Origin of the sequence: Virgibacillus sp. 6R, from assembly GCF_001895305.1 — a bacterium.
GTDB lineage: Bacteria > Bacillota > Bacilli > Bacillales > Amphibacillaceae > Virgibacillus > Virgibacillus pantothenticus.
The window spans coordinates 3,712,495-3,728,220 of record NZ_CP017762.1 but is presented as its reverse complement, the minus strand read 5'-3'; the positions used below and the strand labels follow the sequence as shown (position 1 = coordinate 3,728,220).

The following is a 15,726-nucleotide window of genomic DNA, read 5'->3' as shown; positions in this document are numbered from 1 at the left end:
CCTTCCCTCTTAGGGATGAACCGATGATGCCTTATCGTAGGGCGCATTTCTAAAGTCGCATCGTTGCTGGGCTCATGCGCCGGACGTGGCTATTCGGTTATTTCGTTATCCACAAGCACCTAAGTTTATACTTTTTGATTCGTTAAGATAAGAAAGCAATTCCTTTGATATCGCTTGAAGAAACTTATAAATATATTGGTTTTTCGACATTTTGGCAATTAGCATATGAAAAAATTAAAATCCAGCAACACTATAATCTTTTTTTGTCATTTTTTCGCGCAAAATATCAACTAGTACTTAATTGTTCAACTTCTTCCTTTTTTCATTGCTGCAAGATCAGCAGCTTGTACTTCTATTGCCATTCTTACTTCTAGCAAATCCATCGTTGGACCTATTTAATTTCTTGTCAAGGAATGAGCATGATGAAATTATTTGGGGTAAAATTACCCCCCACTATTGTTTACTGATTGTTCCACATGTTTACAAATGATTGATAAAACGATAGAATGGATCAAGTGAGTCAATCCCCTCTGGTTAAGAAAATAATCGAATGTTATGTTACCGCTTCTCATTTAATTGGTAAGAAGCGGTTTACTATTTTATCCCTATCATGTTGCAAAGCTAAAAACAACCATGAATCTGCATCTATAGGATAAGAGAAACGCCGATATAATAAAACTTCAATCATTGTAGGTTTCTTCCACTGATTGTTAGTACCTCCAGGATATTCCCTAAAGGAACTGAACAAAATCGGACATTTGCAGTTGACTACCCCTCTGGCGTTAACCTTTGTGCATGGAAATAGAGGAAGTCTTATAGAGTTACATGTGGTAAAAGCACCTCTCGTATATATGAAACATATTTACTGCCTATTTTCTTCAACCAAAAATTATACTTTGTACACCATATTATTCAACAGGAGAGATGAACATTTGAGTAAAGAAGCAAAAATCTGGACGAAAGATTTTATTAGTATTTCACTGACACAGTTTTTGATCTTTGTCGCTTTTTACACACTATTAACGACCCTGCCTATCTTTGTTATCCAGGAATTGGGAGGGACAGAAGCTGAGGGTGGGCTCGTTGTAACATCGATGTTGCTTGCTGCCATTATCATGCGGCCATTTTCCGCCCTGTTATTACAAAAAACAGGAAAAAAACAAGGACTGATCTTAAGTGTTACGATGTTTGTGGTAATTACTTTTCTTTATGTGTTTGTTGACAGCTTTATCCTATTATTAATCGTACGTTTTGTGCATGGTTTAGCGTTTGGTATTGTAACTACAGCGACTGGCGCAATTGCCGCAGATATTATTCCTTCTTCACGTCGTGGTGCAGGGCTTGGCTACTTTGCTATGGCGATGAATCTCGCTGTTGTTGTTGGGCCATTTATTGGTTTGACCTTCATACAATACACCAGCTTCAAGCAACTATTTCTTGTATTAGGACTATTAATGGTTGTGACCATCGTTAATGCGACCATGATTCAAATTGATGAGCAAGTGCCTAAATCACAGGATATAGCAAAAATGAAGTGGACGGTTCATGATTTTCTTGAATTACGATCCCTACCTATTGCATTAATTTGTAGCCTTATTGCCTTAGCGTATTCCAGTGTGATGTCCTTTATATCCGTTTATAGTAACTCACTTGGACTTGCTTCGACGGCAGGTTATTTCTTTGTCGTTTTCGCTGTTGTAATGATTGCCTCTCGCCCCTATCTTGGCAAGACGTTTGACTTAAAAGGTCCAAAGTATGTTATCATACCGTGCTTATTTATTTTTGCACTTGGACTTTTTGCTTTAAGCGTCACAGATTCATCTTGGATGTTATTATTATCAGCAGCTTTGATTGGCTTAGGATTTGGCACATTATTACCAAGCTTTCAAACGATGGCCATTCAAGCAGCACCCAATAATAGAAGCTCGCATGCTACGAGTACATTTTTTATCTTATATGATAGCGGAATGGCAACTGGCTCGCTTATATGGGGAGCCATTATTTCTTATATTGGCTTTTCTAGCCTTTACCTACTAAATGCATTCATTATTTTAGGGGTTATCTTATTATTTCATTTTTATCATTCTAATTTTCGTTTTCAACTCGTAAGAAAAAAGCATGAAAAAACAGGCTAATACAGACACCTGTTTTTTCACCCATCCCTTTATTCAACTGTATAACAATATAAGGCATCATTTATTTTCTGAATAAGAATTTTTGTTTGTGTATAAAGACAAGCACAAATCATCTTCGGATAATTTGCTTCATATGTCTTCCTAAAAGAACATGCTATTATTTTGACAGCGTACATGTGATACAAATTTTGATCATCTATACTTCCTGCGGGTCAACCTACACTATCAAAGTACTCTTTCCTCCTCTTCTCGTTGTTGTATTCGATGACATGCTGCAAGATGTCCATCGTTAATTGTCTGAAAAACAGGCTTTTCTCGCTTGCAAAGTTCATAGACATAAGGACATCTAGATTGGAAAGGGCATCCTTCAGGAAGCTGTGAAGCATCTGGAATATCTCCTTCTATCTGCATTACTGCGGAGCTATTTCCTAATGTTGGTATCGCAGAAAACAGAGCTTCTGAATATGGATGCTGTTGCGTTTTTACTATCTCCGCTGTTTTTCCAAGTTCAACGATTTCTCCTAAGTACATAACAGCAATCCGATCGCAAAAATATTGCACCACATTCAAATCATGGGAAATAAATAAATACGTTAAATGATATTGTTGTTGTAAATCTTTCAGGAGATTTAAGATTTGAGCTTGCACAGAAACATCTAGCGCAGAAACACCCTCGTCGATAACGATAAATTGTGGTTCTAAAATGATTGCAGCTGCAATTGCTACCCGTTGTCGCTGTCCGCCACTAAGCTCATGAGGGTAGCGCGACAAGTAAGATTTATCTAAGCCAACATCGGATAATGTTTGAGCCATCTTTTTATAACGAGATGCCTTATCTCCCAACTTATGAAGCGCAAGCGGCTCATGCAATATCCATTGCACCGTTTTTTTCGGATTTAACGAAGAATAGGGATCTTGAAACACGATTTGCACTTCTTTGCGCCAAGCTTTTAATTGTTTGGCTGAAAATGAGGAAACATCCTTTCCTTTAAAGCGAACCCTCCCTCCTGTCTGTTTCAATAATTGAACGATCAGTTGACCGGTGGTCGTCTTACCGCTACCACTCTCTCCGACTAATCCGAATGTTTCCCCTTCATATAAAGTAAAGGATATGCCGTTAACCGCCTTGATCAATGTATCTTTACCCCACCACTGCCTACGTGTTTGCTTGTAATATTTTTTAACGTTTTCTACTTCTATAAGTGGTTTTGTCAATTCCTGTCACCTTCTTTAGCAAACAAATGGCAAGCAACCGTATGTCCGTCAAATTCATATGTGTCTGGGAATAATGTTTCACACTGCTTTATTTTATATGTGCAACGATCTGAAAATGGACAACCTGCCTGCCTTTCTTGCAAGCGCGGGACAGTCCCGGGGATGGTATATAATCGTTGTCCTCGTTTTGTTGCATCAGGGATGGACTGAATAAGACTTTGGGTATAAGGATGTTTCGGTTCACTGATAAGTTTCTCTACATCCCCTTGTTCTACGATTCGTCCTGCATACATGACGAGTACGCGATCACAAATCGCATGTATGACACCCCAATCATGGGAAATAAATAATAATGACGTGTTGTGATTTTGCTTGATCGTATGAAATAGATCTAATATTTGTGACTGGATGGTTACATCTAAAGCAGTTGTAGGTTCATCCGCAATAATAAGCTTTGGCTGACCAATTAGCGCCATAGCTATGGCGACGCGTTGGCGCATTCCACCGGAAAGTTGATGGGGATAAGCTTTCCATAATGCTTCAGCCCGTGGTAAACCTACCTCTTTCATCGTTTTAATCACTTGCTGCTTTCTTTCTATTTTCGAAAGCGATGTATGCTTTTTTAATACTTCTGCAATTTGTCTGCCAATCGTCAACACTGGATTAAGCGAAGTCATTGGTTCTTGAAAAATCATCGTTAGCTCATTTCCTCTTAACTCCTGCCATTCTCTAGAAGATAAATGGTTCAGCGAACAATCCTGAAACGAGATGTTTCCATGTTTAATGCTGGCAGCTTTCGGGAGTATCCCCATGATTGCTTGCGACGTTAAACTTTTTCCACAGCCGGACTCGCCTACAATTCCAACCACTTCATTCGGATATACATGGAATGAAATGTTTTCCAAAGCAGGAAACTCACCTGCAGGAAGCTGAAAGGCGACATCGATCTCTTGAACCGATAATAAAGGTGCCGTCACTATTTTCCCCTCCTATGCCTTTTTATCATGGACATCACGTAACCCATCGCTTAATAAATTGAATCCTAACACCAATATCGTAATCACAATTCCAACAATGATAACATACCATGGAGCGGAACTAATATAAGGCTGCGCTTCCTTTAGCATTCTTCCCCAGCTCGGATCAGGTGGTTGCACACCCAAACCTAAATAACTTAAACCAGATTCCGCCAAAATGGAACCTGAAAAACTTAAACTGACTGCAACTAATATAGGGGAGAAGGCATTTGGAAGAATATGTTTGACCATAATATGAACAGCACCTCCACCTTTTGCAATGCTAGCTTTAACAAAATCATAGGATTTATATTGAATAAAACTGCTACGAATAATTCGTGCAAAGGCTGGTATGCTCATAATCCCTAGTGCAATGACCGTATTCTTCATCCCGGGCTCAAATACTGCAATCAGCATAATCGCTAACAATATCCCTGGAAAAGCTAACATCGCATCCATAAAGCGCATCGTTAATTCATCTATCCAGCCACCAAAGTAACCTGCACAAGCACCTAATAGAAAACCAAAAAATAAACCAATGGTGACTGCAGCCGTTCCAATTAAAAATGCAGTTTTTGCTCCTTCCATTACACGACTAAAAATATCCCTGCCAAAATTGTCCGTTCCAAATAAGTGTGCCAGTGATGGAGAAGCAAGTCGATTCGTTGGATCAATTGCATTGGGGTCATATGGTGTATAAAGCAAGCTAATTAGCATCATGATAAAGAGCATTGTTACAAAGGTTACCCCAATATATAATGGGAGTCGTTGTTTTTTAATCACCTGATCACCCCTTCTGCCTTATTCTTGGATCGATCAGTTTATATAATAGATCGACGATAAAATTGATCACTAATACGATAACAGCAATATAGAGCACCATAGATTGCACCAGTGGAAAATCTCTGGACGTAATTGATTGAATAAGTAAGCTGCCTAACCCGGGAAGCGCAAATACATTTTCAATAATAATACTTCCTCCAAGTGTATCAGCAGTAATTAATCCAATGATCGTGATTACAGGAATAAATGCATTTCTTAGCACATGCCCATATAAAACTGCTCGTTCGGATAGACCTTTACATGTTGCTGTTCGTACGTAATCCATCTTCCTCTGATCTAAAATCGTATTTCTTAAATAACGAATAACGATAGCAATATTTGAAATCGCAATCGATAGTGATGGTAAAAAATGGGACCTGAGTGCACCAAAAAAATCATCCGACCAGGCAACGTATTCAAACGATGTAACCCAATTTAATGTTACGGAAAACAATAAGATCAGCATAAAACCAAACCAGAAAGAAGGAATAGAAATACCTAATTGCGTGATCATTGATAGAAACACGGATATTATTTTTCCGTCTGTCCGTGCAATTAGAATTCCTAATGGGATACCAATAACAACCGTGAGTACCATCGCTAAGATCGCAATAGAAGTTGTAACAGGAATACGATCAGCAAGCACTTCACTCACAGGTAATTGATAACGTAACGATTCCCCTAAGTCTCCTTGAAATACACCAGCTATCCAATCGATATACCTTTCTACTGCTGGTTTGTCCAGTCCTAATTCTTGCTCCAAATGACGAATTTGTTGCTCATCAGCATCCAGCCCAAGGATGATTTGGGCTGGATTACCTGGCAACAGCTGAAAGACAAAGAAAATGATCAGGGAAACCATAAATAGCGTTATGCCAAACATGGAAAATTTGTATAGATAATACCTCACAGTAGATATCCCCTTTACGTGACCGGTTATTCTGTGTAATGTAAGTCTTCTAAATTGAATTTTTGAATTGGGTACATCTTCCACCCTTGCAATCCCTTCTTCATGGCAACCGTTCGGTAAGGATCCATAATAAATACAGAAGCAGCCTCCTCTGCTAACATCGTTTGCGCCTGTTTATAAATGTCTGCCATTTCTGCTTCATCCGTAGCCGACAACGCATCATGAATGAGTTTGTCATATGCTTCATTTTCATATTGAACAAAGTTATTATTATAATCACTTACATATCTACGCAGGATTTCATATGGATCTAGTTTTCCAGTAAAGCCAATAATTGTGCTTTCGTATTGCGCGTCATTATAAACTTTTTCCAACCATGTACTGAACTCCATTAATTTAATTTCTACTTGAATCCCTACTTGAGCCAATTGTTCTGTAATGACCTGTGCTGTATCAACGTGAAATTGGTAATCAGATGGAACAGTTAATTCTAAATTGAATCCATCTGGATATCCCGCTTCTGCTAATAATTTCTTAGCCTCATCGATATTCGTTTGATACGTATCTTCCAAACCTTCCTGATAGTAAACTTGCATCGAAGGGCTAAAATTAGATCCTAGCTTCACTCCGTCTCCTTCAGCTACCATATCAATGATCATATCTTTATCAATGGCTAAATTAATCGCTTTACGTACATTGATATTATTTAACGGTTCTACTTGGTTGTTTAATGCCATTAATTGCACCATGTTTTGTGGAGCCGATACAGTCTCAATCGTATCACCAAGCTGTTCCTTACCCTGTGAAGAAATCCCCGGAATAACATCTATTTCACCAGATTGCATCGCTAGAATAGCAGATTCGGGATCAGGCATGATCTTAAACAGTACTTCATCCATGTTTGGTATTTTTTTATCATTATAATAGTCTTCGTTTTTCACTAAGCGTAACTCTTGTCCCACTTTATATTCAGCAAATTTAAATGGTCCTGTACCAATAGGTTTTTCGCTATGGTTATCATAATCCGCAGGCAAAATTGGACGAATATTTGCTGCTAAAAAAGCAGAATTTTTTTCTTTTAATGTAATGACGACTTCAAAATCGGAAGGGGCTTCAATTTTTTCAATTACTTCATATTGTGATGAAATTGGCTCTTCTCCACTTAGACCAGCTAGCTTTTCGTAAGAATATTTCACATCTTCAGCAGTTAATTCAGAGCCGTCATGAAACGTTACATTTTCCTTTAATTTAAATGTATATACGAGACCATCCTCGGAAATATCGTAGGATTCTGCAATTGCAGGCACTAATTCACCAGCTTCATCCGTATCTAATAGACCATCATACACATTATCCATCATCGACATCGTATCGGTTGCCGCTGATTGATAAGGATCTAAATTATCCACCTCTGTACTCATTGCAATTCGAACGGTGCCACCCATTTTTTCTTCATTTTTATTCGCCTTAGCTGCCTGTTCACCAGCTTCATTCGAACCTTTATCTGAACATGCTACGAGTAATACAGAAACAAAGAACAATAACAGAAAAGCTTTGCCTCCAAATTTTTTCACAGTAAAACCCTCCCATTTATATAGTGATGGTAAGTCCTTCTTTCGCAAGATAAACGGATTGATCTGTTTTTGATTTCACTTCTTCTTTTAATTGGTTAATATTCCCATAGTGAGGAAAATGAGTAAGGATTATATTCTTCACAGCTGCTTTACTAGCAATATCAGCTACTTCATAGCTAGCTAAATGCCCTTTCGTTAACCCTTGTTGTTCAGCATAAAAGCTGCACTCAATTAGTAATGTATCCGCTTTATCAGCAAAATCAATTAACCTTTTTGAGTAGCCTGTATCAGCAGAATATACAAGTACATTGCCATGTGGATCACTTATTTTCATCGCACAACAAGGAATTTCATGTATAGTTTCCGCAAAAGTTACACTTAGCGATCCGATGTTGACAGACTCAGCTAGATGAATCGGATGAACTTGCATTACATGTGGAAACTCAAATGATAAATCACTAATGTTATCTGTGTACACATACACATCCAACGGTTCTTTTCTTTTCCCAAGCTGATGTAAAATGAGCATCGCATATTCCAAACTGTAAATATCCGCCATATGATCCGTATGCGTATGACTAATAAATACTGCATCTAATTCCTCTAACTTAATCACATTTTGTAATTTAGAGAGTGCACCACTGCCGCAATCTAGTAATATTTTCGTCTGATTGTCTTCTACAAGGTAGCACGATGTTGCTTCGTTTACATTTGGATAAGCGCCCCAATAACCAATCGTATGTAATTTCATCATTCCATCCTCCTATTAAGATTCGCTTTTCTCTAAAAAAGCTGGATAATATGCTTCAATTTGCTTAATATTTTCTTTAATGCGATCACCTCCTAGATAAGATATTTCATTTACAATTGCCTGGCACACGGAAAGCGCAGCTGTATAAGAGTCTAGAAATCCTTTTGATTTTGTTCTTACAAATAAAGTGATATCTGCATATTTACAAGCCGGGCATAATGATGAATCAGTTAAAATAATGATCTGTACTTCTTTATCTTTTGCCAATTTAATAATTTGTAGTGTTTTACGGTCATAACGCGGAAATACACTTGCGATGAGAACATCAGCTTTTTTAAAATGGGCGCTGTATTCAGCAGCCTCTCCTTGTGGGATTAAAGTTGAGTTACCTAACATATATGAAAAAACAAATCGCATATAAGTCGTAATAGATAGGCCTAGCCTCCAACCAGCAATCCATATATGCCTTGCTTGTAAAAGTTTTTCAGCCGCAGCCTGAATATCACTTTCCTTCACTGTTTTACTAGTATAAGCAATATTATCTGCTTCCTGCAGAAAATGCTTTTCTAACCAAGAGTCTGGTTTTTCAGCTGTTGTAGTGAGCAAATTATTAAGTGCTCGTTGGTTATTCCGTACGGTTGCATGAATGGCTTGTTTTAATTCTATAAAACTGGAATAGCCTAAAGTTTGAGCGAAACGATGGACAGTTGCTTCACTTACATCAGACAAGGTAGCAATCTTCTGGGCTGATAAAACAACTACTTCCTCCATGTTTTTTAACATATAACGAGCAACTTTCCGTTGTGCCTCACTTAATTGGTCATATTTTTCATGAATAAGCTTCTTCATTCATTGTCGCTCCTTAAAAATATTGGAATAAATAGAAACGGAAATTCAAGTTCTAAATCATCTTCGTTTTCAATCGTTTACTTCATAAACACAGCATAAAGTGAATCTTCAATCAGCGGGGGTTTTCATCCATCCCCCATAGCTTGCTAGTACCATAAGTATATGACCTAAAAGCCTCTTACGATAATAGAGCATTTAGGTGCTGTTATCTCCCCTTTAGACTGGTTGCAGTACAGATTTATCCAACTCCTTAGGTGGGAATCTTACAGCACCTTATATACGGGATAAAAACCGTGATACATTTACTTCCTTCATTCGTATATATCTATCCCTACTTCAGTCCTGCTTCTTGTTTGTAGAGTTTCCTACAAACAAGAAAGAAATGAGTGATTCCCTTCACATGTATATTTACGAACGTTATTAAAACTTACTTGAACACCCTCCATTTAAAAAACTTTTGATTTTTTGCATCCACCTAACCAACCTATCGCGAAATCCCTGGAAACTTTTTCGAATAGTATAACACATAAAATTTGTATTGTGTGCAATAAGATGGAAAGGAATCATTGCTTCGTTTCGTGGAGTTTTTCCTTCATCACCTTTATAAGAAGTAAGGCAATGATTATCTCTTTCATAGACCTTGAAAAAAGAAGAACGCTTTTCTGTGTGCAAGTTGTTACTGACGTGGCTTCTCTTATCCTTGAAAAAGAGTTTAAACCAATCTTTAGTCTTTTTATTTAAAATGAAGACTGGTAGAATTTAGTTAGGAAAGGAGTGCGTACAGTGGGAAAATGGATGAAAGAGAGCAGTTTGATTATTATTGGATCCTTTATTTTTGCGTTTGGAATTAATTACTTCGCGATCCCCAACAACCTGTCAGAGGGCGGTGTCATTGGTATATCGATTGTCACTTACTATTTATTTGGCTGGTCTACCGGCATCGTCAACTTCGCTATTAACGCTGTTTTGCTAGCTATCGGTTACCGATATTTTAGTAAACGTGTCATGATTTATACGATTATATCTATCGTCTTTTCTTCCCTTTTTTTACATATAACAGAAAACATTGGCAAAGCCGGAAACGGAGATACGCTATTAGCTGCCTTATTTGCTGGTTTAACTGTCGGAATTGGGTTAGGACTAATTTTTAAAACTGGCGGAACCTCTGGTGGAACTGCCATTATTGTTCGTTTACTTAATCAATTTATTGGCTGGAGTTTCGGAAAAGGAATGCTACTTACAGATATTGCTGTAATTGGGATTTCTGCATTTGTCATTGGGCAGGAAAAAGCAATGTATACCCTAATCTCTGTTTATGTCGGTGCCAAAGCTATTGATATTATTGTAGAAGGGGCAAATGAACGTACTGCTGTCCTTATTATTTCTAGTCACCCGGATGAGGTTTTAGAAAAAGTAACCAACAATATGTCGCGTGGTATTACTGTTTTAGAAGGAAAAGGCGGTTATACTAAAGCCAATAAAGAAATACTTTACATTGTGATAAACAAACAAGAAATTGTCCATTTAAAACGGATCATTGAAAAAGTGGATAAAGATGCTTACATAACAGTTCATAGCGTACAGGAAATAAATCGGAGAGGATATAAAGGGCGTTAGCTGTTTGAGAGTTTGCGTATGGGTACGCGCATGATTATTTGAACGTCCTTCTCGGGAGTTCGAGCATGTCACACGATTATTTGAGCGTCCTTTTCGGGAGGTCACGCATGCCATGGATCTTCTATAAAGTGACTCTTCAATTCAGTGGGGGGTTCATCCCTCACGTAGCCAAAGGGTACCTAAAGGCCGCTTACGAAATAAGGCATTTAGGTGCTGTTACCTGCCACTTATACTTGTTGCCTGAAGTAGAAGGCACAGCACCTTATTTATGGAAAAAAGTTGCTGTAAATTGCTTAAAACGCTCACTACTTTAGATTGTAGTGAGCGTTTACTCTATAATTTTACTCGTTTGCTATATTTTTCTACCAATTGTTGATTATGCTCATCTGAACCTTCTATATTACCACTTAAGAATATAGGTGGCACAAAGCCTTGCTCTGCCATATTTTCAATCGATTTCGCAAACACAGCATTTAATATTGCTGCACCAATGACAGTTGAGCTTGGTGAGAAAGGTACTTTTACTTTTTCATGGGATAATAGCGCATCCCCCACTGGTGCATGGTTATCAATCACTATATCGACTGCGTCAAATAAGTGCTTGCCACTAGTGTGACGAGATGGCTGACTAGATGAATATGCAATGGAAGTAATTCCGACAACGTAAGCCCCTTGCTGTTTTGCAAAATTTGCTACATCGACCGGTACTGGATTTCGTCCTGAAGTTGAAATGACAAACACAACATCGCCAGCTTCAATTCCCTGTTCTGTAATAAAATTTTTAGCATAATCATTTTTTCTTTCTAACGTAGAAGAACGAACTGCACCCTCGTGAAGCATTAATGGTTCGTGAAGGATAGGATGAATCGGAACAAGTCCACCAGCACGATAATAAACTTCTTCCGTTAAAATATGTGAATGTCCACAGCCAAATAAATGAATTACTCCGTCTGCTTGAATTGCTTCAGCCACTTTTTTGGCTGCTTTTTCCATTACGTCCGTTTCCTTTTTTTCTACAATTGTTAATAGTTCTTGAATTTTTTCAAAATATGCTTGAATCAAAACGGTCTTCCTCCTATTTCATACCAGCAAAGTTGTCCAGCACAGCAAATTATTTTTCCTTAGATAAATTAGAAGATTTCGTTTTTACCGTACTACTTTGCTTCCTTATTCGTTAACATATGCACCATATTACTAATCGCAATATCAATAATATATTGCCCTTTTTCCATCGTTGCCAATGTCGCATCGCCTAGCACTGCGGACTCTGTAAACACTTCCCATGGTGTCGGGGTAACATCGGCATCTTCTGGGATCTGAGGAATGTCTTTAATCGCTTTACTCATATCTACGAATTCCGGTGCTAAATAAAGCATATAAGATGTTTCAATTTCACAAGCATGAAAGTAAGTGGCATGTGCAGAATCTGTCTCTCGGACTTCCTTTGCTGCCTGATTCATACCTGGATAAAAGAAGTAAAAAACCTTCATATTAGGGCAAGATGTAAATAACACCCGTGCGGCGTCTTTTAATGCTGGCTGGTTTCCCAAATGCCCGTTCACCATAGCAAATGTCCGAAAGCCTTGCCTGTATAAGCTTTCACCAATATCTACTATAATAGAAATAAGCGATTCATTCGAAACATTAATACTTCCAGGAAAATGACGTAAGCTCCATACTTGACCATATGGCAAGGTAGGTAAAACAAAAGCCTCTACTTTGTCTGCCACTCTTTGGGCTACGCGCTCTGCAAGTAAATTATCAGTACCCAAAGGCAAATGAGGACCATGCGCTTCTACTGCTCCTACTGGTAAAATCGCAATACTTGAGGATGTAATCTTTTCTTTTACTTCATATGAATTTTCATATTGAAATTCCATCATACACACCTTCTATCACATTGTTAAAAACTCTCACCATCAAAACTAACCTGTTACAGTTTAAATGTAAAACACTTGGCGGGATTGTTTACAAAGAAATCCTTTACTAATTCTTCTCCAGCAAAGCCTGCTTGATCTGCTTCATTGATAAAGCGTGGCACCCATTTCCCTAATATATTTTCCAAGCCTAAACCGTAATCATAATGCTTATAATATGTTTTTCTAGCAGTATCACCACTGACTAGAATTTGCTTTCCGTAACCTTTCTTAACTAATTCTAAAATGCAATGAATACGTGTACTTTCGGGTGCATATTTTATTTTAGATATTCCATCAAATGACAATAGTGCTCCAGTTTTGGCTACTTGTTCGTGGTAAAAAGGGTCGGGATTTCGATCCATATGCCCAAAGCTAACGTATTCTAATGACACATTCTCAGACTTTAAAATTTCAATCTGTTCTAGTGCCATTGTCCCGGCTTCCGTATGGGAATGGACGGGGGCTTTTGTTTCGTGATGAGCTCTAGCTACAGCACGAATTGTTTTTTCTTCTAAGGGTGTAATTCGATTATATCCGGTTCCAAATTTCACCTGACCTCCTGGAATATTCGTTCCTTCCAGTCCTTCTTCTACTTCACGAATAACGAAATCCGCTAATTCATTAATACTTTTCGCCTCGATCCATTCATAAAAAGTGGCATAATCACCGATGACTGGCTTTAAATGGTTAGGAATGTTTGCTGCCCATAAAAAGCTTTTATTAAATCCAGCTGTTCCAACAATGGTAATACCTGTTTCTTCGGCAATTTCTTTTACCGCTTTTACATCTCTGCCATAATCAATGGCTGTAGCATCGACAATCGCTTCGCCACCAAGTCGTTTAAAATCTAACACATCTTGCTTAGACTTCTCTTTATCATCAAGCAAAAGATCATCTACTTCCTGTTCCACCCAATATGGGGGGCGACAAACAATATGTTCATGGGAATATGTGAAGCCTAGTGTTTTTGGATCAATATCGCCATGAAATGTACGGATAAAGCTCATTATCAATCAGCTCCTCTAGTTAAAAATGGACTTTAATTAAATTACATGCATGGTTAAACTTTAATCAGCAGGAGTTCCTCTTCCATTCTCTACTAAATCCCCTAAAGAATTTAGCTACCGTTAGTTCGCTCTTAGGCTTCTTTGTAACACCTACAACTCTTAAAAGTTGGAGTCTTACGGTAATCTACATTCGGGATAAAGCTTTAAGAAGTTTAAAAGCTAAAATGGTGAATTTTAAAATTACAGGAATTCCAAGAATTAAGGTGCGGGGCGCCCGTTTAGCAACATAGCGAATGGAACGAATCAACTAAAGATAAAGGAATCCTGCCACTAAAACTGGGGTATGCCAACGTCTGGAGACAAGCCCGTTTTTAGTCGGCCTATTTCTTAGCGACGAACCGATGAGACCTTATCGTAGGGCGCATTTCTAAAGTCGCATCGTTGCTGGGCTTGCGCCGGACATAGCTATTCGGTTATTTTGTTATCCCCAGGCACCTCATTTATGCTTTCTTATCTTATAAAAACACCTTTCAAAAGGAAGGAGGAACAGAAGCCTGTTCCTCTATATTTATAAATCATAATCCCTCTTAATTAAAAGAATAGCTGGGATAAGAAACGAATAATTGGACCTAATAAGAACATATCCGAATCCGCTGCCCACATAGCTGTATCAGGAATCGTATCCGAAAGAAGCATTTTTACCATGATAAATTGTCCCCAAGCTACAACGGTTGAAGTAATGAATCCTGCCATTAGTGCACCACGAACTCCCCCGGTAGCATTTCCAAATACACCTGCTGTTGCTGCATGGAAGAATAATACGATCATGGTTGGAACGAATACATAACCAACTGTATTACCTAATACGACGAGCCAGATTAAAGCACCTACAAAAGCTCCTAAAAACCCTAGAATAACGGCATTCGGTGCATAAGGGAAAACAATCGGACTATCTAAAGCAGGCTTTGCTCCAGGTACAATTTTTGTAGCAATCCCTTTAAATGCTGGGACCATCTCTCCAATAAACATCCGAACCCCTAATAAAACAACGGCAATACCAGCTGCAAATGTGAAAGACTGAATAATAGCATAGATAATAAAGTTCTTATCTCCTGCTGCAGCAATTAATTCTTGTGCTCCTGGGGTATCTTTAAATGATATAATAATGGCACCAACTAAAAATAATAATCCCATCGTAAGTGCAGTAATAACGTTCGAATCCCTTAAAAATTCTAATCCTTTTGGTAATTTAATCTTTTCTGAATCATTATCTTTGTTTCCAAGTACTTTACCAGCTAACGCACCCAATAAAGCAACTGAAGCAGAAGTATGCCCTAGTGCGATATTATCGTTGCCAGTAATTTTCCTCATAAATGGTTGCGTTAAAGCAGGTTGAATTGTCCAATACAATCCCATAAATATACTTAAGAATATAACAAGTTTTGAAAAGGAAATATCACCAGCCGCTTGAACAACTACACCTGCAAATATCGTGGTTGTCCAAAACATCATATGACCTGTTAAATAAATATACTTTAATTTGGTAAATCGCGCTAAGATAACGTTAATGACAAATCCTAACGTCATGGCCAACGTTACTGCACTGCCATATTTTGCATTAAAGCCTTCTTGACCCATAAATTCACCTAGTGGCTCTGCAGATAAATTAAAGACTTCTTTCCAAAGCGGTTCGAACACGGTTAATGCGTTTACAATTACACCAGAACCCGCACTAATAATTAAAAATCCGATAATAGCTTTAAAAGTTCCGCTAACCGTTTGGCTGGCTGATTTTTTTTGGAGCACTAACCCTAAAAGAACAATAAAACCCAATAAAATAGCAGCTTCTCCAAACACGTTTGTGGCAATCCAAATAATAATATCCATTGCTCATTCCTCCTATTATTTTGT

13 protein-coding genes are annotated in these 15,726 nt (G+C 38.1%); 2 read left to right on the top strand and 11 right to left on the bottom strand.

The window, feature by feature from the left end; genetic code table 11:
- Positions 1 to 932: 932 nt before the first annotated feature.
- A complete protein-coding gene (locus BKP57_RS16930) occupies positions 933 to 2,135 on the top strand; it encodes an MFS transporter (RefSeq protein WP_050352107.1) in 1,203 nt (400 codons plus the stop codon).
- 225 nt (positions 2,136 to 2,360) lie between these two features.
- Here the strand turns inward: BKP57_RS16930 and BKP57_RS16925 are convergent, their stop codons facing one another.
- Genes BKP57_RS16925 through BKP57_RS16895 form a run of 7 tightly spaced genes read right to left on the bottom strand, consistent with a single transcriptional unit; the run spans position 2,361 to position 9,272 of the window.
- Positions 2,361 to 3,350 carry an ABC transporter ATP-binding protein gene (locus tag BKP57_RS16925; RefSeq protein WP_050352106.1) on the bottom strand — a complete coding sequence of 330 codons (990 nt, stop codon included), beginning with the start codon at positions 3,348 to 3,350 and terminating at the stop codon, positions 2,361 to 2,363.
- Entirely contained in the window at positions 3,347 to 4,327 is a 981-nt protein-coding gene (locus BKP57_RS16920) for an ABC transporter ATP-binding protein (RefSeq protein WP_050352105.1), read from the bottom strand. Before BKP57_RS16920 ends, BKP57_RS16925 begins: the two co-directional genes overlap by 4 nt.
- A 12-nt stretch (positions 4,328 to 4,339) precedes the next feature.
- Complete coding sequence (locus BKP57_RS16915) at positions 4,340 to 5,098, bottom strand: ABC transporter permease (protein ID WP_128743543.1); 759 nt, start codon at positions 5,096 to 5,098, stop codon at positions 4,340 to 4,342.
- 55 nt (positions 5,099 to 5,153) lie between these two features.
- Positions 5,154 to 6,098 (bottom strand): ABC transporter permease, encoded by a 945-nt coding sequence (locus BKP57_RS16910; protein WP_232231207.1) that lies wholly within the window; start codon positions 6,096 to 6,098, stop codon positions 5,154 to 5,156.
- A gap of 26 nt (positions 6,099 to 6,124) precedes the next feature.
- Positions 6,125 to 7,672, bottom strand: coding sequence for an ABC transporter substrate-binding protein (locus BKP57_RS16905; RefSeq protein ID WP_050352104.1), 1,548 nt, complete (start codon positions 7,670 to 7,672; stop codon positions 6,125 to 6,127).
- 16 nt (positions 7,673 to 7,688) lie between these two features.
- Positions 7,689 to 8,426 (bottom strand): MBL fold metallo-hydrolase, encoded by a 738-nt coding sequence (locus tag BKP57_RS16900; protein ID WP_128743436.1) that lies wholly within the window; start codon positions 8,424 to 8,426, stop codon positions 7,689 to 7,691.
- A 12-nt stretch (positions 8,427 to 8,438) separates the two neighbouring features.
- Positions 8,439 to 9,272, bottom strand: a complete 834-nt coding sequence (locus BKP57_RS16895) for a MurR/RpiR family transcriptional regulator (protein ID WP_050352102.1) — start codon at positions 9,270 to 9,272, stop codon at positions 8,439 to 8,441.
- Between the two features lie 795 nt (positions 9,273 to 10,067).
- Here BKP57_RS16895 and BKP57_RS16890 point away from each other — a divergent pair.
- Positions 10,068 to 10,889 (top strand): YitT family protein, encoded by an 822-nt coding sequence (locus BKP57_RS16890; protein WP_050353483.1) that lies wholly within the window; start codon positions 10,068 to 10,070, stop codon positions 10,887 to 10,889.
- A gap of 333 nt (positions 10,890 to 11,222) precedes the next feature.
- On the opposite strand, the gene BKP57_RS16880 is transcribed toward BKP57_RS16890, so the two are convergent.
- The 4 genes from BKP57_RS16880 to BKP57_RS16865 form a co-directional block, all read right to left on the bottom strand.
- Positions 11,223 to 11,951: an SIS domain-containing protein gene (locus BKP57_RS16880; RefSeq protein WP_050352100.1), complete on the bottom strand. Its 729-nt coding sequence runs from the start codon at positions 11,949 to 11,951 to the stop codon at positions 11,223 to 11,225.
- Between the two features lie 92 nt (positions 11,952 to 12,043).
- Entirely contained in the window at positions 12,044 to 12,769 is a 726-nt protein-coding gene (locus BKP57_RS16875) for a creatininase family protein (protein ID WP_050352099.1), read from the bottom strand.
- A 53-nt stretch (positions 12,770 to 12,822) separates the two neighbouring features.
- The gene (locus BKP57_RS16870) at positions 12,823 to 13,815 is read right to left on the bottom strand and encodes a phosphotriesterase family protein (protein WP_050352098.1); all 993 of its coding nucleotides are present in this window, start codon (positions 13,813 to 13,815) and stop codon (positions 12,823 to 12,825) included.
- A 591-nt stretch (positions 13,816 to 14,406) separates the two neighbouring features.
- Positions 14,407 to 15,702: a PTS ascorbate transporter subunit IIC gene (locus tag BKP57_RS16865; protein WP_050352097.1), complete on the bottom strand. Its 1,296-nt coding sequence runs from the start codon at positions 15,700 to 15,702 to the stop codon at positions 14,407 to 14,409.
- Positions 15,703 to 15,726: the final 24 nt, after the last annotated feature.